Genomic DNA, 20204 nt, shown 5'->3' with positions numbered 1-20204 from the left:
GTCGCGTTCGGTTCTCCTTCCGCCGCGCGACTCGAGCCCGTTCAGTCGACGGTATCGCGGTCATCGTCGTCCCGACGGATACGGTTACCGTCCCCTCTCACGCGCTGGACCCGGTCGTCGCCCCGCTCGAGACGCCGTCGCACGATCGCGTCCCGCTCCGCGTCGGACGGGTGGGGCATCGAGGACGACGGCTGCCCCGACTGACCCATTCCCTCGCCCGGGTCGGCGCGTCGGGTGCGGTCGCCGAACAGCAGTCGCCGGGCGCGCGCCCCGATCGACCGAGCGCGTTGCCCGGATGCCGCCGCGATCGCGACGACGCCGCCGACGCCGAGCAGCACCTGGAGCGGTCGGGCGTCGCGTATCGTCAGGACCGCCGCGGTCAGCGGCGGGAGGTCGGCGGCGTGCGAGACATCCAGCAGGACGCGGTCGGAATCGGCGTACAGCTCCCGAACGAACCGACCGTTGTCCGGTCGGTCGAGCATCGCATTGATCACGAGGCTGGGATCGCCGACCGCGACGACCCGTCCCCGACCGACGTTCTCCACGGTCGCGACCGGATGCGTGCCGAGTTGGTCGCCGGGCTCGAGCCGATCGTCCTCGGGTGTCAGATAGGCGAGATCGCTCGTCGTTGCGAGCACCGTCGCGTTCTCCGTTCCCGGTTCGATCGCCGTCGCGTAGTTGAGCGTCAACCGGTCGACCCCGTCGGTCAGCGAGTGGTTCTCGACGCCGGTCGCGACCGGCATCGCCGGCCCGCCGTCGTTCTCGTACTCGTCGCGTAGCAGGCGGCCGTCCGCGCGGGCCGTCGCACCGACGTCGGCCAGTAGCTCGTTCCCGTTCTCGCCGACGCTCTCGAAGACGACGAGCGTCCCGCCGTTCTCGACGAACGTCCTGATCCGCGCGGCGTCCGTGTCGGTGTAGGGGCTCGCCGGTGCGACGACGAACGCGACCGTTCCGTCGGCGGCGGAGGCGTCGGAAAACGCCCCGTACCTCGTCGAATCCCGGACGAGTTCGCTCTCGACGCCGGGCTCTGTCTCGATCTCGTTGCGGAGGTCGGTCGCGCCGTCCCAGGTGGGGTTGTGTGGGCTGAACGCCGTCGTGGATGTCGCCGCGACGACAACCAGTGCGACGACGGTCACCAGCGTGAGCGCGAACAGAAGGACGCGGGGCCAGACGAGGTCACCGTCGTCGACCATGCCGGCGTCCCATCTCACGGGACCACCTCCGGTGGCAGCACCGCGAGAAGTCGGCGGGCGACGAGCGAGGCGAACCCGACGAGCCCGAGTGCCGTGAGCCACCGCAGCCGCGACCGCCACGTCGGCGTCGCGTTGCCCGGTGCGGTGAGTTCGGTGACGACGAGCAACCCGATCAGCGAACAGGTGAAGAACAGTTCGGCGGAGAGCGAACCGAATACAGACAAGAGGAGTACCGTCGCTACCATCCAGGCGAGCTGTCCACGGACGAACCGCATCCGACGCGGGGTCGCCATTCGGCGTCCCTTCGTCCTCGAGAGCTCTAACTATATGGTATGTACCGAGCAGTAGGGGGAAACTATTCCCAGCGGGTGCGACGCTGTCCGGGGTCCGAACGGGTGCGATTGCGACGTTGCCCGGTGCCCCAACGGGCGCGATATCTCCCGACGTGGTTTCGTACTATGGCCCTCCTCGCATACTAACCCTGAGAGAATCACGGATACTAACTCGGTAATACTAGATGAAACGCCACATCCGTTTCCGGACGGCTCGCTGATGAACGGCGTTGATCGATCGGACCGACTAGGTATTACGATCATACGTCTGTAAGAGATGTGTGGATAGTCGTCCGTCAAGGTTGCCTCGAGACCGGTCCGCGGGACTCGTCGGAACTTCCTCGTACCGATGAGGGGATCGAAAGTCAGTAGTGGGGTTTCGCCGATACTATATGAGATCTGATTGTTATATAGAAATAAGATTTGTAATATACTTCTGCTGTCGGCTTTCTCTCGCTATCGATTTCCGTTCGGTTCCGTCCCGGCGTTGGTGGCGACCACACCGGAACCGCGTATTTTGACCGCTAAAAAGCGTTTTCGGGATACTTTCGTCTCGAGAGCGAACGGAGCGAGGCGATACGACTGATCGGTTCGATCAACTTCGATCTGCTGAATCACAGCTCTATTGTAGCACTAACAGATATCATTCTATTCTGTCATTCCTGTCGAAAGCCGGCCCTTCGAATCGGCAGTGGCCCGTCACCCTCGGTCGCCACGACGGCGACACTGCCGACCGCGAGGCGAGCGTCGGCCTCCGCGACGTGATCGCACACTTCCCCGTGGTGTCCTGCGAGCCGACTCGAGCGGACCCGAAAACGATACGGCCCCCTTCTCCCTAGGGCAACCAATGAGCACCCTGTCGGGGAACTGGCGAGAGGCCATCGACGACGTGGACGCGGCGCTGATCGACGGCTATCAGAGCGGCTTCCCGGTCGATGAACGTCCGTTTCGCCGCGTCGCTGCCGACCTCGGAATCGACGAAGCGGCGGCAGTCGACCGCGTCCGCACCCTGCGGGAGACCGGCATCGCCCGTCGGTTCGGTGCGGTCCTCAACCCGCCCGTGATCGGTTCGTCGACGCTCGCGGCGGTCCAGGCCCCCGCGGACCGCTTCGACGAGATCGCGACGATCGTCAACGACTACCGGCAGGTCAACCACAACTACGCCCGCGACCACGAGTGGAACATGTGGTTCGTCGTCACCGCCGGCTCGCAGGACGCGCGCGACGAGATTCTCACCGACATCGAGCGCCGTACCGGCTGTGACGTTCTGAACCTGCCGATGCTGACGGACTACTACATCGACCTCGAGTTCCCCGTCGTCAACGGCGACCGCTTCGCACGCGAATCGCTCGCGGAGCGACTGGACTCCGCCGCGACCCGAATCAGCGAGGAAGCGACGGGCGATCTCTCCGCGCTCGAGGCCGACCTGCTGCTCGAGATTCAGGACGGGTTCCCGCTGTCGGCGACGCCGTACCGCGACATCGCCGACGAGATCGGTGACGACGTTGCGGACGTGCTCGCGGCCGTCGAGCGACTGCTCGAGCGCGGCTGTATCAAGCGCATCGGCTGCGTGATCAACCACGTCGTGACGGGGTTCGACGCCAACTGCATGGTCGTCTGGGACGTGCCAGACGAGTCCCTCGACGAGTGGGGTGAGCGAGCAGGCGGGCTGCCGTACGTTACCCTCTGTTACCACCGGCCCCGCCGACCCGACCAGCAGTGGCCGTACAACCTGTTTACGATGATCCACGGCCGCGATCCCGAGGCCGTCGACGCGAAGATCGACGAACTCGCCGCCGACTACCTCCCCGTCGACCACGAGCGCCTGTACTCGACCGAGACGCTGAAACAGACCGGCGCGCGCTACGACGAGCTGGTCGGCCGCTGAGTCGCCCTGCCGCGGACCAGACTCAGGAGTCATCGGTGAGCTCGGTCCGGTTTCAGTCGTCGAGTTCGCCGCGGCCCGCCTCGAGCAGCGGGCGATAACTCGACTGTCGCTTCTTTCAGCGACGCGGCGTTTGAAAGGGGTCGCGTTCTGGTCCGCGAGGCGTACCGCAGCCACGCGTCGAGTGATCTCGGTGGATTACGGGCCGGAGAGCGCTTGCCGCTCCCGCTTCGGAACTCGAGACCCCGGCCGTCGAATGAAATTCGGACCCGACCAGTGAGTCAGCCCGGTCGTCGAGCGCACCGCCCCGAATACCCCGGGCGTCGAATGTAAGTGCCCAAAATCGGACGATAGATGTCCTTGTCTCGGTTTTTGCGAATCGGACCACCCCACCCGTCGAGTGAAATGTGATAGCGAGACATGCCCCTCGAGCGGCGGGTGACCTGTCACACACCCCAGGTGTCGAGTGAAATCTCCCGAAAAACGGGTCCGGCCTAACGAGCGACCTCGACCGTCGAGTGCGGGTCCGATCGACCGGGCCACTCCGACTGTCGAGTATGGCCTAGATCTACCGGGTCACCCCAACTGTCGAGTGAATTCCCGCAGTTATGTTCGATCGAGTTCCGAAAACCGGTTGTCGTCGTGAATCACGGCCTGTACGACGGACGGGTCCTCCAGTAGGTAGTAGTAATTCGTCACGCCGCTGCTGTACCCGCGTCCGACCCGCTCGGTCCGTCCGAGAATATCGAGGAAGACCTGTTCGTCGAGTTTGTCGCTCATTCGGCGCTGGGAGAGTGTTTCGATCCCGAGAGCGCTATCCGACGTGATGGTCTGGTACGTCTCGTAAATCTCGCGGGTCGCGAACTCCTCCCGATCGCTGTGTTGCTCCGCGAGCAGCGACAGCGCGTAGACGGACGCCTTGATTTGTGTCGGTTGCCCCTCGAGCAGCTGGGAAAACCGGTCGATATCGGCCCTCTCTCGAGCGTTCCGGACGTGCTCTTCGGTGACTTCCTCGGCGTCCCCGTCCTTTGCCAGTTCGCCGGCGTTTCGAAGGATATCGAGTGCTTTCCGCGCATCGCCGTGCTCTTGGGCGGCGAACGCGGCGCTCAATGGGATGACGTCGTCCGAGAGAACGCCGTCCCTGAAGGCATCCTCGCGGTTGGACATGATCTCGCGGAGTTGATTCGCATCGTACGGTGGAAACACGAACTCACGGTCTTGCAGGCTACTGAGGATCCGTTCGTCGAGCGATTCCTTGAACGAGATCTTGTTGCTGATCGCGATGATCCCCACGCTACAGGAGTCGAGCTTTCCCGCTTCCCCCGCGCGGGACAGTTGCATGAGGATCTCGCTGTCCTGGAGTTTGTCGATCTCGTCGAGAATGATGATCGCGACGTCGTAGCAGTGATCGAGAATCGACCAAAAGCGCTCGTAGTAGACGTCGGTCGATAATCCGGTGACAGGGATACTGATGCCCGTCTCTTCCGGATCGTTCAGCGTCTGTGCCAGATTGATCACGACACGCGTTTCGGTCTTCGTCTGCGTACAGTCGACGTACGCCCGCCCCAGTTCGGTCCCGTTTTCGACCGAATACTGCTGGGCACTCCTGGTGACGTGTTTCGCGACGAGGGACTTCCCGGTTCCCGTTTTGCCATAAATGAGCGTATTTCGGGGGGACTGGCCTTTCACCGCGGGATGAATGCTCGAGGCGACGTTCTTGATTTCGCTGTCCCTGCCGATGATCCGGTCTTCGTTCGGAACGAGGTCGATATCGAGGAGTTCCTTGCGGCTGAATATCGGGTCCTCCGTCGCCCAGAACTCCTCGAGGGACCCGTTTTCGCCACCGGTACCGTCTTCCATACCCATCACGTACCGATGGGGGTTATTTATAGACTGGTGATTCGGAGACACCAGCTGTCGGGTGTAGAGTGCGGAAATCAGTGCAAACAGGGCCTGTGTAAACGATGTCACACAGCGGCTGATAGCCCTCATGTCGAGTGAATTGGAGCGCACAGACGCAGGATGTACAGTCCCCGATCAGCGATCGAGCCTCCCTCCCGGAAACACACCTTGTGGGAACGCAGTGAAACGTACTCCCACACCCCAGGTGTCGAGTGTAGGTGCCCGAGAAGGAGACGTAGAGTTCCTAATAGGGACTTCTAGGAATACCCCCGTTTCTCTTTCGAGTGGCAATATTGGTGGAGTACGGGTACCGTTTCTAGTTATCAGTTATAAATCTTCCTCACTCTAGTTCATCCTATCTGATGCTATCCGCACCGTTGATACCTGATTGTTGGCTGATCCGGTCGCACTCGGTCTCTCCCATAGCTATTCGTCCATCTACACTCGACACCTGGGGTGCGTGTGTTTTATCCGGTCCTAGATATGTAATGATCGATCGAGACGGAGCGGATCGAGACGGAGCGTTGCGACAGCAACGGCAACCGGGAAAACGGCAACCGGGCAACGGGCAAATGATAGCAACAGCAACGAAGCAAGACACGACCGAGGGGGGCAGCAAAACACGATCGAGAAACGGAATACGTGACCGCCGTATCGGGTCAAACGGCCACACCGCCGTCGTCTCGAGTCATACGGCCGTCGATATCGGCTCCGTTTATCCGTCTTCGGTCACTCGAGCGCGTCGGCGACGACTTCGATCGGCGTCGGCGGCTCCGTCTGGGCGTCGGACCTGTTCTCGAGTTGGGTCCGACAGGAGGCACCGGGGGCAACGACGCGGTCGCCCGCGCTGTCGGCGACCTGATCGTACAGAATGCCGGCGATGGCGTCGCTCATCGAGGCGTGTTCGGACTCGTAGCCGAAACTGCCGGCCATGCCACAGCAGCCCGAATCGAGCGGCTCGACCGCGTAGCCGGCCCGCCGAAGGACGCCGACGGCGTGATGATCCTTGGCCACCGACTTCTGGTGACAGTGGCCGTGATAGATCAGGTCGTCGGTCGCCGCACGCTCGTCGAACGCGATGTCCTCGTCCAGGCGGAACGTGTCGACGTACTCGCAGACGCCGTAGGTCGCGTCAGCGAGCGTCTCGGCGGCCGCCGAGGGAAGCAGATCGCGGTAATCGGATTGGAACATGACGGCGTCGGTGGGTTCGATGACGACCACGTCCCAGCCGTTGGCCACCCGTGGTGCAAGCGCATTGACGTTCTCGCGGGCTGCGTCTGTCGCCTTCTCGAGGAAGCCCTTCGAGAACGCCGGGCGGCCCGTATCGCCGAGGCCGTCGGGGACGGTGACGTGGATGCCGGCGGCCTCGAGCACGCGAACGGCGGCCTGTCCGGCCTCGGGATGGCTGTAGTTAGTGTAGGTATCGGGATAGAGGACGGCCTTGCGGGCGGCGTCGGCTTCGCTCACGCGAGCGCCGCCTCGTTCGTCGAACCAGTCCCGAAACGTCGTCCCGTGAAACGTCGGCAGCGGTCGGTCGGCATCGATTCCGAGGGTCACCTCGAGCGCCTTGCGCGCGCCCGGGAGCTTCGCCAGGGCGTTCGAGAGCGGGGCGAGTTTGCTCCCCCATCGCGAGAGGGTTCCGACGTTGGCGAAGAGTCGGTCCCGGAGCGTCGCGCCGTTTCGCTGGTGGTACTCGTGGGTGACTTCGGCCTTGAGCTTCGCCATGTCGACCTCGCTCGGACAGTCGATGGCACAGCCCTTGCAGCCGATACACAGCCCCATCACTTCCTCGACGAACTCGTCGGAGACGGCCTCGTCGGGCTCGAGATCGCCGCTCATCGCCTGCCGGAGCGCGTTCGCCCGCCCCCGCGTCGCCGTGATCTCCTCCTGACTCGCCCGGTAGGTCGGACACATCACGCCGCCCGTCGTCTCCTGTTCGCCGCGACAGCCACCGCAGCCGTGACAGAGTTCGACCATTCCCTGCATGCCGTTGTCGTTGTCCCACTCGAGTACGGGCTCGAAACCCGCGTCGAACTCGGAGTCGGGATCGAACCGCAGGTGCTCCCGCAGGTCGGTGGGCTCGTCTTCGCGGAAGACGACCTGGCCCGGGTTGAGGAGCCAGTCGGGATCGAAGGCGGTCTTGAGGTCCTGAAACGTCGCCCAGAGGTCGTCGCCGTAGAGCTTCCGGTTCCACTGTGTCCGGGCGCGACCGTCGCCGTGTTCGCCCGAGACTGAACCCCCCAACTCGACGACGAGGTCGGTCACGTCGTCCGCGATGCCGTGGAGTTGCTCGAGGCCGACCTCGGTCTTCGTGTTCACCAGCGGCCGGACGTGGAGCACGCCGGGGCCGGCGTGGGCGTAGAAACTGGCGTAGGTATCGTGTCGCTCGAGGATCGCCTCGAACTCCGCGACGAACTCGGGGAGCTTCGCTGGCGGGATCGCGGTGTCCTCGATGAAGCTGATGTGCTTCGCGTCGGTCGTCCGCGAGAGCAGGATCGGGAGGCCGGACTTGCGGAGCTTCCAGAGCTTCGCGCGCTCGGCCTCGTCGTAGGCCTCAAGCGCCTCGAGCGCGAGGGGGTCGGCATCGCTGGCGGGGGCGTCGTCGGCCGGCTTCCCCGCCGGCGTCGCCGACGGCACGCGGTCGGCCAGCAGGCCCGCGACTCGCCTCTCACCGTGGGCCGTCTCCTCGGCGTAGAACTCCACGAGCAGGACGGCGTTGGTCCCGTCGGGGAGCATCTCGGTGACTGGCCCGAACTCCGCGGTATCGCGCGCCAGATCGAGCAACACGTCGTCTAACACCTCGACCGCCGCGGGATCGTGTGCGACGATCGGCTCGACGTCCCGCATCGCCTCGTGGAGGTCGCGATAGCACAGCAGGGCGACGGCCTTCGTCTCGGGGACCGGCTCGAGCGAGACGGTCGCTTCGGTGACGATCGCCAGGGTTCCCTCGCTGCCGGCGAGCAGGCGCGCGAGGTTGACGGTCCCCGGCTCGCCGGTGTCCTCGCCGCCGGGCAGGTCCTCGCCGCGGGCCTCGGCGACGAGCCGGTCGAGGTTGTAGCCGGACACGTTGCGCTTGAGGTCGGGATACGTGTCCGCGATGCGATCCGCGTCGTCCGCGAGGATACGCTTGACCGCGGCGTAGATTCGGCTCTCGAGGTCGCCGTCGGGGTCGGCCCGCTCGCTGATCTCGGCGACGGTGACTTCGCCGAACCGGGTAACGGTACCGTCGGCGAGGACGACTTCGACTCCTTCGATATAGGCGTCGGTTTTGCCGTACTGCAGCGAGTGTGACCCGGTCGAATTGTTGCCGATCGCGCCGCCGATGGCGCTCTTGTCGCCCCACGCGGGATCGGGTGCGAACTTGAGGCCGTGAGGTGCGAGGGTCTCGTTGAGCGTCCCGAGTATCGTCCCGGGCTGGACCGTTGCGGTCCGGGCGTCCGGATCGATCTCGAGGATGTCGTTCATGTACCGTGTGAAGTCGAGTACGACGGCCCGGTTGACCGTCTGCCCGGCGAGGCTCGTCCCCCCACCTCGCGGCAGGACCGGAATCCGCCGCTCCGCACAGTACTCGAGGATGCCCGCGACGTCGGCGGTCGACTCGGGGAAGGCGACGGCGATCGGCGTCCGCTCGTAGGCGCTCGCATCGGTCGCGTACAGTTCGCGGGAGTAGGAGTCGGCTCGGACCTCGCAGTCGCCGACCGTCTCGAGGTCAGCGACCAGGGCCGGGCGATCGACGTCATCGCTCCGATAGTCGTAGTTCGCTCGCCGGTCGGCGGCCGGGTCGGCGCTCGGCTCCAGGGACATACGTCACCCTTACGCAGGCGCGGCTAAAAGTACCCGCGTTCCGACGGTCCGTCGCGGCTCTCCGCCGCCATATCGGCGTCGTCTATCCGGGCGTCGGGCTCGACGCATCGGTCGGCGGGAAACGGTAATGCCGGATGGTGGATCTCGGACCACCCGGCCGATACGCGGGCGGTTCGGTGCCCGCCACGATGACCGAATCCGAAAGTGGCCCCGTCGTTTTTCCACGTGCGCCCCCGGGGCCGCCGCCCGACCGGCGGGCGGTACTTCTGGTAGCCGCGGCGTCGAAACAAACGATTTGCCTAACTAGTTGGGGTGATTTCCGTCTCGGAGCCGTCCCGCAACGCGGCGACCGACGGCGGCAGCGTTACGCGTCGTCGCCCCACTCGCCGCTCATGCCGACGCGCTCGCCGTCTTCCCAGACGTAGTAGCCCTCGCCGGTCTTCTTGCCGAGCTTGCCCGCACGGACTTTCCGGCGCAGTGATTGGGGCGGCTTGAACCGCTCGCCGAGTTCTTCGCGGAGGTGTTCCGCGATGTGCAGGCGGACGTCCAGCCCGACGTGATCGGTCAACTCGAGGGGTCCCATCGGGTGCCCGTAGCCGATCGACATCCCCTCGTCGATGTCGGCCGGGCTGGCGACGCCCTGTTCGACCATCCGGATCGCCTCGAGCCCCAGCGCCAGTCCCAGCCGCGACGTGGCGAAGCCGGCGGTGTCCCGAACGACCACGTCCTCCTTGTCGATGCCCCGGACGTAGTCGACGGCGAACGCCTCGGTCTGCTCGTCGGTCTGCTCGGCGATGACGATCTCGACGAGGTCCATAATATGCGGCGGGTTGAAGAAGTGCAGCCCTACCGCCCGCTCGGGATGCTCGAGGGCGCTTGCCATCTCGGTCACCGACAGCGAGGATGTGTTCGACGCGATGATCGTGTCCTCGCCGGTCGCGTCCTCGACGTCCGCGAAGACCTCCTGTTTGAGGGCCATGTCCTCCGGTACCGCTTCGACGACGAGGTCGGCGTCCGCGACCGCGCCCGCGAGGTCGGTCGTCCCCTCGATGCGCTCGAGGGCCGCGTCCATCTCGTCGGCGGTGAGTTTGTCCCGGTCGACACCGCCCTGGAGGTTCTCGCGGATTCCCTCGAGTCCGTCCTCGACGAGGTCCGCCTCGATGTCCCGAAGGACCACGTCGTGACCCGCCGTCGCGGAGACCTGTGCGATTCCGTGTCCCATGCTTCCGGCTCCAAGAACTGCGATTTGCATGTGTGGGGCCACAGCGGAAGCGCCCAAAAGCGTTCCCGTTCGAACAAATGCGCCCCGCGACTGCACCCCGTCTCGCCCCTTCCATCCGCGAACTCACGGCGCGTGCTGTCGGTCGTACTCGAGTCGGATGCGGGCCTCGAGGGACGAGCAGCAGACGCAGGGCGGTATGACTGCACACCCCTTCGCAACCCAGCTACGGAGAACCAACCATCAAACGAAATATGTGTGTTCAAGCAGTATTTAGACACGGATGACTGTCCCGGACCGCCTCCGAACGCTCGCCACGGTCAGCGTCTACGCTGTGTTCATCTTCCTCGCCGGATTCGTGTTCGTGGCGGAGCCGACCGACGTGCTGATCGCGATCCCGATCGGCTGTGGCTCGTTACTGCTGGCCCATGCAGTGATGACGGATCAACTCGACGAACTCGGGTCTGCGATCATGGGTCTGTACGGCGCGCTTCTGCTCGCCTCCGTGAGTCTCGGTCTCGGACAGGTGTTCGTGATCGGTCATGGTGACGTTCCGATCGATCTCGTCGGGACAAACGGGACGGTCGGCATGACAACCGTACTGGTCGGCGGCTATCTGCTCGCGACGCGATAGACAGGGCCGAAGATGAGACTGCCGCGCCGCGCGGAACCGAGAGCGCCGCTCGCTACTGCAGCCCGTTCCGTTCGGACGATCGTCAGCGGCGAACACACGGTGTCCCGATCGACGGGTGAAACCGCTCGAACGGAGCTACTTTAGTGTCGGAGCGAGGCACTCACTACCAATGAGCGATCGCCAGCCAGTCGTCGTCCAGGCAGTCAGAACGCCGCAAGGGAAACACGGTGGCGTCTTCGCCGAGACCGGCAGCGAGGAGCTGTCGGTCCCGCTCGTCGACGAGATGCTCGAGCGGACCGGCCTCTCGGGCGAGGACGTCGACGACATCCGGTGGGGGTGTGCCAAGCAGGTCAACGAGCAGAGCAACAACATCGCACGGGTGATCGCCCTCCTGTCGGACCTGGGCGAGGGCGTCCCCGGCACCACGATCGATCGGCTCTGTGCCTCCTCGGCGGAGGCGATCATGAGCGCCAGCGACGCGATCCGGGCGGGCCAGCGCGACGTCATCGTCGCCGGCGGCGTCGAGAACATGTCCCGCAACGAGCGCCGCAAGGGGATCGACGCCTACGACGGCATCGCCGAGCAGTACGACGCGGCCGGGCTCGCGATGGGGCAGACCGCCGAGAAAGTCGCCGAGAAGTACGATATCAGCCGGGACCAGCAGGACGAGTACGGCGCGCGCAGCCAACAGCGGGCCTGCGAGGCCACCGAGGACGGCACGTTCGACGAGGAGATCGTCCCGATCGAAACCGAGGACGGCACTGTCGAGGAGGACGAGGGCCTCCGCCCGGGAACCACGAAGGAAAAGATCGCCGGCCTCCCGCCGGCCTTCCGCGAGGCGGGCACCGTCACCGCCGCCAACGCCTCGCAGGTCTCCGACGGTGCTGCCGGCGTCCTCATCACGAGCCGCGAGTTCGCCGAGCAGGAGGGACTCGAGATCATGGCTGCAATCGAGGACCACAACGTCGCGGGTGTCGATCCCACGGTCATGGGGATCGGACCGGTTCCCGCGGTGCGGGGGATCTGGGATCGCAACGGCCGCTCGGCCGACGACTACGACCTCGTGGAACTCAACGAGGCCTTCGCGAGCCAGACGATCTACTGCCGGGACGAACTCGGCTTCGACGACGGACGGTTCAACGTCAACGGCGGCGCGATCGCCATCGGCCACCCGCTCGGCGCGTCGGGCGCTCGCCTGCCCGTCACGCTGATCCACGAACTGCAGCGTCGGGGCGGCGGCCTCGGCCTCTCGACGATGTGCGTCGGCTACGGGCAGGGTGCGGCGATCGAGTTCCGCGTGCCGGAGCAGTAAGGGCGGCCCGCGTCGCTGGTCGACCGAACGGACTCGAGCCGGTCTCTTCTCGCGTTTGCCAGTGTTCGCTGTGAAATCCGAATTCGAGAGTACGAGGCCGATTATCGATGGAGGCCGTCCTGGCTCTACGAAAGCGTGACAGCGATCCAGTTACGGACTGCAAAAATATCGAAGGTTCGCGTCCCGGAGCCGTCCGCGAGTGGCGCCCGATTACAGGATCTGGTCGGCGATGATGTTCTTCTGGATCTCGCTGGTGCCCTCGTAGATCTTCGTGATGCGGGCGTCGCGGTAGTAGCGCTCGGCGGGGTAGTCCGTGACGTAGCCCGAGCCGCCGTGGACCTGAATCCCCTCGTCGGCGACTTCGACCGAGATCTCGCTCGCGAAGTACTTCGCCATGCTCGAGTACTGCGCGGCGACGTCCTGGTTCTCCTGCTCGACCTGAGTCGCGGCGCGGTAGGTCAGCGAGCGAGCGGCTTCGACCTTGGTGGCCATCTCGGCGATCTTGTGCTGGATGGCCTGGAAGTCCGAGATCTTCTGGTCGAACTGCTCGCGCTGGTTGGCGTACTCGATGGCGGCGTCGAGTGCACCCTGGGCGGCACCGACGGCCTGGGCGGCGACGCTGGTCCGGCCGGAGGCGAAGAACTCCATCAGCTGGTAAAAGCCCTCGTCGACCTCGCCGATGACGTTCTCCTCGGGGACGCGAACGTCGTCGACGACGACCTCCGCGAGGTCGGAGGCGCGGATGCCCAGCTTGTTAGTGATCTTGTCGGTCTCGATGCCGTCGCGGTCCATCTCGACGAGGAAGGCGGTGATGCCTTTGTGGCCCTCGTCGGGGCTGGTCTTGGCCATCAGGACGCCGACGTCGGCGACGGTCCCGTTGGTGATCCACATCTTGTTGCCGTTGAGGACGTACTCGTCGCCGTCCTTCTCGGCGACCGTCTCGATGCCGGCGACGTTCGAGCCGTGGGCGGGCTCGGAGATCATCGAACAGGAGGCGGTCTCCCCGTTGGCGATCTTCGGCAGCCACTCCTCTTTCATCCAGTCGTCGCCGAACTCGATGATCATGTCCGTTCCGAAGCCGGCGGAGCCGACGGCCGAACCGATACCGGGGTCGGCACGCCAGAGCTCTTCGGTGACGATCGTCGAGGAGATCTTGTCCATGCCGGCACCGTCGTATTCGATCGGGATGTTCGGCGCGACGAAGTCGTATTCGGCGGCTTTCCTGCGCAGTTCTTCGGGATACTTGTGCTCGCGGTCGTGTTCTTCGGCGACCGGTTTCAGCTCGTTTTCGCCGAATTCGCGGACGGCGTCACGGATCGCCTCGTGCTCAGCGGACAGCTGGAATGCCATATCGTTTGCTTGGTGTCGTCTTACAAAGTAGCTTCGGATACACCCGACGTTTGTTTCTGTTAACCCTGTCGCGACGTCGACTGCGAAGCGGAAACGGGGCGGCGTTCGAGTGCGGTTCCGGGCGATCCGCGACGCCTACTCGTCGCGGAGTTCGAACTTCTGGACCTTGCCGGTGGTCGTTCGGGGAAGCTCCCGGACGAATTCGACTTCGCGGGGGTGTTTGTACTCCGCGAGGTTCGTCAGGCAGTACTGTTTGATATCCTCGGGGGTCGCGTCGGCGTCGGGTGTGGGGACGACGAATGCTTTGACGGTCTCCCCGCGGCGGTCGTCCGGAATCCCGACCACTGCGGCGTCGGAAACGTCCTCGTGTTCGAACAGCAACTCCTCGACTTCGCGCGGATAGACGTTGTAGCCGCCGGTGACGATCATGTGCTTCTCGCGATCGACGACGTAGAAGAAGTTATCCTCGTCCCAGTAGCCGATGTCACCGGTGTGGAACCACCGCTTGCCGTCCGCCTCGGTGAACGCCTTCTCGTTGGCCTCCGGGAGGCCGTAGTACTCCTTCATCACGTTGGGGCCGTGGATGACGAGCTCGCCCGTAATCTCGTGGAGGTCGGCCGCCTCCTCGTCGATCGGCCCCTCCGTGACGCGGGGTACTTCGTCGAAGTGCTCGTCTACGATCTTCGCCTCGACGCCCTCGAGCGGTTGCCCGATGCTGCCCTTCCGACGCGCGTCGTTCGTATTGGCGTGGGTGACCGGGCTCGTCTCGGTCAGCCCGTAGCCCTCGTTGAGTTGGACGTCCCACAGCTCCTCGAACCGGTCGAGGACCTCGAGCGGGAGGCTCGCACCCCCGGAGTTGGCAAAGCGCAGCGCCTCGAACTCGTACTCGGCGGCGTCGGGCTGGTTGATCATGTCGTTGAACATCGCGGGAACGGCGAACATGATCGTGATCCCGTCGTCCTCGAGTTGGTCCATGACCGTCGGCGCGTCCCACTCGGGAACGGGGTAGTAGGTGCCGCCGCTGTACATCGCGCCGTTCATGACGACGGACATGCCGTAGATGTGGAACAGCGGGAGCGTCCCGATGAGTCGGTCGGTGGCCTGGAACCCGCCCGGCGGGACGATCGCGTTCGCCCGCGTCGTAAAGGCCAGATTGTGGTGGGTCAACAGGACGCCCTTCGGCGTGCCGGTCGTCCCCGAGGTGTACGGCTGGACCGCGATGTCGTCATCCGCGCGATCGACGACGTCTTTGGTGTCGTCCGCGAGGAAGTCGTCGAACACGGTGGCTCCTTCGACGTCTGCCCCGACGCTAACGACCTGTTCGACATCCGTCTCGTCCTGAACCTCGAGAACGTTGGGAACGAGGTCTGCCAGCGAGACGACGGCTTTCGCCCCGCTGTCGCCCAGCATGTGGCTGATCTCGCGGGCCTTGTACTGGGGATTCATCGGGACGATGATCCCGCCGGCACGAAGCGTGCCGTAGAAGGCGGTGACGAACTGCGGCAGGTTCGGGAGATAGATTCCGACGCGGTCGCCCTCGCCGATGCCGCGGTCCTCGAGCGCCTGTGCGAACTGCCCCGCTCGCTCCCAGAACTCCTCGTAGGTCCGTTCGGTCCCTTGATACGCGATCGCGGGCGATTCCGGGTTCGCATCGACGGTCTCGCCGACTTCCCTCACGAGATTTGTCATACCTTGTGTATGGTTGTCTGAGGCCCACAAAAGGGTTGTTACTCGGTAATTACATTTACTTCGGTTGTTCCCGAAATCGGGATCGAACAGCCGTGTGGCCGGGACCGAGACCGCGGTCAGTCGAGGGTCGATGTCTCGACCCCGGCGTCCGTCTCGGCCGATATTTCATAGCCCACGACGAACCGAGCGTGGAGCAACACGCCGATGATGCTCGCCGCGGCGACGAGTTGCACTGCAACGTGGACAATCGAACCGAACATGGCACAGAGTGCGGCGACGACGTAGAGTGCCCGGGCCGGTGACGAGAGGTCCCGTGCACCGTCGAAGCCGACCGTCGCGACGATCAGTCCGATGGTTCCCGCCAGGACGACGGGGAACGCGATGACCGTCTCCCCTGACCACTCAATGAGGCTGTTGTTCGCGACGAAGGCGTACGGGATGACGAACCCGGGCGCACCGAGCCGGAGCGACTGTACGCACGAGCGCATGAAGCTCGCGTTTGCGATTCGCGACCCGATTGCGACCGAAATCGCGACCGGCGGCGTGATTGCCGACAGCATCGCGAAGTAGAACACGAACATGTGCGTCGTGATGTCCGGCGTTCCGAGTTCGGTCACCGGTTTGGCGACCAGGATCGCCACCAGAATGTACGCTGCAGGTGTCGGCATTCCTAGCCCGAACAGGATACTGGCGATCATCGCGAGGAACAACACGACGAACAGCCCCCCGCCGAAGCCGAGGAGACTCACATCGCTCATCCCAATGATGCTTGTCGCGACCCGTGCGGTCAGTCCGGACCCATCAAGAAGCTTGACAATTACACCCATTGCTGCGAGCACGCCGACGAGCGGTGCCATCTCGACGCCGCCTTGCTTGAGGCCATCCAGCGTTTGTTTGGTCGTCCCAAGTAGGTTCTTGACGATGGTGTCACCCGAGACCCCCTCGCCGTCGGCAGTCGATTGCGTGTCGGTGCCCACGTGCAATACGTCGACGAGGAAATTACGGACGTACATCACGAGGACGATCGAGAAAATAGTGTACATCCCGGATGCAAACGGCGTGAACTGCAGGTAGACGAGCGTCGTCAGGAGTACGGTCATCGGGACCGCGAAGTGGACGCCGCCCAAGAGGAGTCGCCAGTCGAACGAAGACAGATCGCTCGAGATCCAGCCGAACTTGAGGATCGTGAAATGAACCGCGAGACAGACGCTGAAGTAGAACAGCGCCGCCGGAATTATCCCGGCCTTGACGATATCCAGATACGGAACGCCGATGATATCCGCCATCAGGAACGCCGCGACGCCCATGACCGGTGGCAGCATCTGACCGCCAGCGGAGGCGACCGCCTCGATCGATGCGGCGATTTCGTCGCTGACGCCTTGGTCTTTAATCATCGGGATCGTGAAGCTCCCGGTCGTCGCGGTGTTTGCCGCCGCACTCCCGGTGATCGACCCCATGATCATACTCGAGATGACGGCAATCTGGACGACGCCGGTCCGGAGACTCGTTCCGAGTTCCTGTCCGATCTCCCGGACGAAATCCATCAGGCCGTAGGCCTTCGCGATCCCGGCAAACATGATGAAGATCGCGACCCACGTCGAACCGATCCGCATGAGGGTATCGTCGTAGACGCCGCTGATACCGATTGCACCGTTTTCGGCGATCTGCGCCCAACTCATTCCCGAGTGACGGAACACCCCGAACAACTGGCTGCCGACCAGCGAGTGGGCGTACAGTATTGATAGGACGGCGACGGCCGCGATGACCGTCCCGAACGCCCTGCGGGTCACGTCGATCGCGAGCGCGATCAGGATTCCGCCGACGACGTGATCGGTAGTGGTGTAGCCGAGGACGTACGCGTCGCCCTGTAGCCGGGTGAAATTGAGATAGACGTAGGCCGACGCCGCGATCGCCGTCACGGCTAACGCGACGGCGATGAACGGGTCGATTTTCTCGTATGCGCGGTGGAGCCGTTCGAGTCCGCCGGCCGACTTTGCGTTCGGTGACGACGGCTCAGTTCCTACATCGTCGATCGTTCCGTCGTAGCCGGCCGTGCCGTCGAACTGGCTTGTGACGTAATCGAGGTAGTACAGCGCCACACCGAGCCCGAAGAAGACGATCATGTACTGTTCGACTCGAGTCACCCAGCCGGGTTGTCCGATAAGTCCCTCGAGGACCGACGGCCAGCCGAACACGAGGGTCGCGGCGTACACGATGGTAAAGAGGGTCAACGCGAGGCCGAACACGTAGACAACGGCATCGAGGGCCCGTATCGGGAGGCCTCGTTCGGAACGTTGTTTGATTGCAGACATCGGTCGTACTATTCGTCGGCGCGCTCGAAGTCCTCGCTCCAGACACCCAGTTCCTCGTAGAAGTCGGCTGCGGCCGGATGGAACGGGACCCCGTCGTACATGTTCTTGACCCAGAACGAATCCTCCGCGAAGGTTTCTAGCAGAGCGTGGAAGTCTGCAAGTTCGTCCTTCTGTTCGTGCATTGCCTCGAGGAAGGCGTAGACGGTATCGTAGTCGAGGTCACCGCGCGAAACAAAGTTGTAGGCGAACGTCGGGGCTGGAATCTCGCCCGGCGTGTCCGCACCGTCGATCTGGTCGGTCTCGACGGACTGAGTGAGAAGCCGCTCGTCGTCCGTCCACGCTTGGGCGGTCGAGTCCTCGACATCGAGAACCTTCAAATCGACCGTGCTGGCGATTTCTTGGAGCCAGGACGGGTTCGACACGAAGTTCATCAGCGTCCCGACGCCGACGTCGAGTTGGTTCTCGTTCATCGCATTGCCCTGGCCACTGTAGCCGACGCTGACGCGCTCGTAGTCGTCGGTCGCGTATCCGAGCGCCTTCTCGAGAGCGGGTGCAGTCCCGGAGCCGCTCGGCGTCGGCGACACCGCCGTGCTGGGGCCGATGTCCGACAGCGTCTCGAGGTCCGTATTGTCGGTGATGAAGAACCACGGCAGGTCGTAGTAGTGGAACACCTGTGTCATCTCGAAGTCGAGTTCACCGAAAGGATCGTTGCCCTGTTGGACATCGTAGGCCGACCAGTTCTGGATGTACACCATTTCGGCGTCTTCGCTCTGGAGCGCGCCGATGTTCGCTTCCGTCCCCTGGCTCGTCTTGGCTTCGACGAAGAGGTCGTCCGTCTGGTCGTTAATCGCGCCTGCGAGCCCCTGGTTCGCACCGTAGGCCGTCGTGCCCGAGGTCGATGTCCGCATTCGGACGGTCGTCTGACTGCTGTTGCCTCCCGAACAGCCGGCCAGCGCCGTCGCCGCTCCGACGCCAGTCGCTGCCAAGAGTGCTCGCCGAGTCGTACTGCTGTCGCTGCATTTCCGTTCGTGCGCCATGACAATGCCATACATACCTACCTGTAATAATACTTCCGTTATCTGTCGAAAATATACGTGATAGAATACTAATATGACCGTCATATATGCGATTCGAGCACGCGCGACCGTTCCGACGCTGACGAGGAACGGCCGCTGACCGTCCCGGTCCGATCGCTCGCCTCCTCCCCTCAGGACGACGGCACATGTGACAACTAGTATCGCAATACCTATTGTGCCATTTGCATACGTCTAGGTATGCTGGATTTCGTTCAGCTCGAGGAAGACCTCGGCCAAGAAGAGCGGATGATCCGGGACACGGCCCGCGAATTCGTCGACGAACACGTCAAGCCCGACATCGGCGAGCATTTCGAACAAGGGACGTTTCCCAAGGACCTCATCCCGAAGATGGGCGAACTCGGCTTTTACGCGCCCAATCTCGAGGGCTACGGCTCGCCGAACGTTTCGGAGACGGCCTACGGACTCCTGATGCAGGAACTCGAGGCGGGGGACTCGGGGCTGCGCTCGATGGCGTCGGTCCAGGGCGCGCTGGTCATGTACCCGATCCACGCCTACGGGAGCGAGGAGCAGAAAGAGGAGTGGCTCCCGGACATGGGACGGGGCGAGGCGATCGGTTGCTTCGGCCTGACCGAACCCGAACACGGCTCGAACCCGTCGGCGATGGAGACCCGCGCCGAGCGCGACGGCGACGGCTACGTGCTGAACGGCTCCAAGACGTGGATCACGAACTCGCCGATCGCTGACGTTGCTATCGTCTGGGCGCGTGACAAGTCGGCCGCGGACGACCCCGTTCGCGGGTTCCTCGTCGAGACCGACCGCGACGGCGTCACGACCAACAAGATCGACGACAAACTCTCGCTGCGGGCCTCGATCACGGGCGAGATCGGCCTGAACGATGTCCACGTGCCCGAGGAGAACGTCCTCCCGGGCATCGAGGGCATGAAGGGGCCGCTGTCCTGTCTCACGCAGGCCCGTTACGGCATTGCCTGGGGCGCGGTCGGCGCGGCGCGGGACTGCTTCGAGGAGGCCCGCCAGTACGCGACGGACCGCGACCAGTTCGGCGGCCCGATCGGTCGATTCCAGCTCCAACAGCGCAAGCTCGCGGAGATGGGAACCCAGATCACGCTGGCGCAACTGCTGGCCCACCGGCTCGCCGAACTCAAAGAGCGCGGTGAGATGCGCCCACAGCACGTCTCGATGTCGAAGCGAAACAACGTGCGGATGGCCCGGGATCAGGCCCGGATCGCCCGGGAAATGCTCGGCGGTAACGGCATTACGACGGACTACTCGCCGATGCGTCACATGTCCAATATGGAGACGGTCTACACCTACGAGGGAACCCACGACATCCACACGCTCGTTCTCGGCGAGGAGTTCACCGGTATCCCCGCCTACCAGTAATCGCCGACCGTTCGAACCCGTTTTCCGCTTCTCGATCGCGTTCGGCTTTCGCACTCAGCGTCCAGCACGTCCGCTCGCCCCACCCGGTTGAGTCGGATCCGGAACGTCCGTTCCGTTCGGCGACATTCGGATCC

13 protein-coding genes are annotated in these 20204 nt (G+C 64.0%); 4 read left to right on the top strand and 9 right to left on the bottom strand.

Annotated features, from left to right (window positions below):
* Nucleotides 1-41: 41 nt before the first annotated feature.
* Both ALTAJ2_RS15465 and ALTAJ2_RS15460 read right to left on the bottom strand, forming a co-directional pair.
* Entirely contained in the window at nt 42-1193 is a 1152-nt protein-coding gene (locus ALTAJ2_RS15465; RefSeq protein ID WP_007110338.1) for a DUF4350 domain-containing protein, read from the bottom strand.
* A gap of 14 nt (nt 1194-1207) precedes the next feature.
* Nucleotides 1208-1486: a hypothetical protein gene (locus tag ALTAJ2_RS15460; protein WP_007110339.1), complete on the bottom strand. Its 279-nt coding sequence runs from the start codon at nt 1484-1486 to the stop codon at nt 1208-1210.
* A gap of 886 nt (nt 1487-2372) precedes the next feature.
* Between ALTAJ2_RS15460 and ahbB the strand changes: the two genes are divergently transcribed.
* Nucleotides 2373-3413, top strand: coding sequence for a siroheme decarboxylase subunit beta (ahbB, locus tag ALTAJ2_RS15455; RefSeq protein ID WP_007110340.1), 1041 nt, complete (start codon nt 2373-2375; stop codon nt 3411-3413).
* A 603-nt stretch (nt 3414-4016) separates the two neighbouring features.
* Here the strand turns inward: ahbB and ALTAJ2_RS15450 are convergent.
* The 3 genes from ALTAJ2_RS15450 to ALTAJ2_RS15440 all read right to left on the bottom strand — a co-directional run bounded on the left by ALTAJ2_RS15450 (nt 4017) and on the right by ALTAJ2_RS15440 (nt 10368).
* On the bottom strand, nt 4017-5270 hold the full coding sequence (locus tag ALTAJ2_RS15450) for a Cdc6/Cdc18 family protein (protein ID WP_007110341.1): 1254 nt from the start codon (nt 5268-5270) through the stop codon (nt 4017-4019).
* Nucleotides 5271-6041: 771 nt separating this feature from the next.
* Nucleotides 6042-9116, bottom strand: coding sequence for an FAD-binding and (Fe-S)-binding domain-containing protein (locus ALTAJ2_RS15445; RefSeq protein WP_007110342.1), 3075 nt, complete (start codon nt 9114-9116; stop codon nt 6042-6044).
* 364 nt (nt 9117-9480) lie between these two features.
* On the bottom strand, nt 9481-10368 hold the full coding sequence (locus tag ALTAJ2_RS15440) for a 3-hydroxyacyl-CoA dehydrogenase family protein (protein WP_007110343.1): 888 nt from the start codon (nt 10366-10368) through the stop codon (nt 9481-9483).
* A gap of 250 nt (nt 10369-10618) precedes the next feature.
* On the opposite strand from ALTAJ2_RS15440, the gene ALTAJ2_RS15435 reads away from it, so the two are divergent.
* Both ALTAJ2_RS15435 and ALTAJ2_RS15430 read left to right on the top strand, forming a co-directional pair.
* Nucleotides 10619-10969 (top strand): hypothetical protein, encoded by a 351-nt coding sequence (locus tag ALTAJ2_RS15435; RefSeq protein ID WP_007110344.1) that lies wholly within the window; start codon nt 10619-10621, stop codon nt 10967-10969.
* 169 nt (nt 10970-11138) lie between these two features.
* A complete protein-coding gene (locus ALTAJ2_RS15430) occupies nt 11139-12281 on the top strand; it encodes a thiolase family protein (RefSeq protein ID WP_007110345.1) in 1143 nt (380 codons plus the stop codon).
* Between the two features lie 210 nt (nt 12282-12491).
* Here the strand turns inward: ALTAJ2_RS15430 and ALTAJ2_RS15425 are convergent, their stop codons facing one another.
* The 4 genes from ALTAJ2_RS15425 to ALTAJ2_RS15410 all read right to left on the bottom strand — a co-directional run bounded on the left by ALTAJ2_RS15425 (nt 12492) and on the right by ALTAJ2_RS15410 (nt 18669).
* On the bottom strand, nt 12492-13631 hold the full coding sequence (locus ALTAJ2_RS15425; RefSeq protein ID WP_007110346.1) for an acyl-CoA dehydrogenase family protein: 1140 nt from the start codon (nt 13629-13631) through the stop codon (nt 12492-12494).
* A 135-nt stretch (nt 13632-13766) separates the two neighbouring features.
* Nucleotides 13767-15320: a long-chain-fatty-acid--CoA ligase gene (locus ALTAJ2_RS15420; protein ID WP_007110347.1), complete on the bottom strand. Its 1554-nt coding sequence runs from the start codon at nt 15318-15320 to the stop codon at nt 13767-13769.
* A gap of 116 nt (nt 15321-15436) precedes the next feature.
* The gene (locus tag ALTAJ2_RS15415) at nt 15437-17632 is read right to left on the bottom strand and encodes a TRAP transporter permease (RefSeq protein ID WP_007110348.1); all 2196 of its coding nucleotides are present in this window, start codon (nt 17630-17632) and stop codon (nt 15437-15439) included.
* An 8-nt stretch (nt 17633-17640) separates the two neighbouring features.
* A complete protein-coding gene (locus ALTAJ2_RS15410) occupies nt 17641-18669 on the bottom strand; it encodes a TAXI family TRAP transporter solute-binding subunit (RefSeq protein WP_049900801.1) in 1029 nt (342 codons plus the stop codon).
* A 237-nt stretch (nt 18670-18906) separates the two neighbouring features.
* Between ALTAJ2_RS15410 and ALTAJ2_RS15405 the strand changes: the two genes are divergently transcribed.
* Entirely contained in the window at nt 18907-20070 is a 1164-nt protein-coding gene (locus ALTAJ2_RS15405; RefSeq protein WP_007110350.1) for an acyl-CoA dehydrogenase family protein, read from the top strand.
* Nucleotides 20071-20204 lie beyond the last annotated feature (134 nt).

This window comes from Natrinema altunense (genome assembly GCF_000731985.1).
GTDB lineage: Archaea > Halobacteriota > Halobacteria > Halobacteriales > Natrialbaceae > Natrinema > Natrinema altunense.
This window is presented reverse-complemented; position numbering and strand designations above follow the sequence as displayed.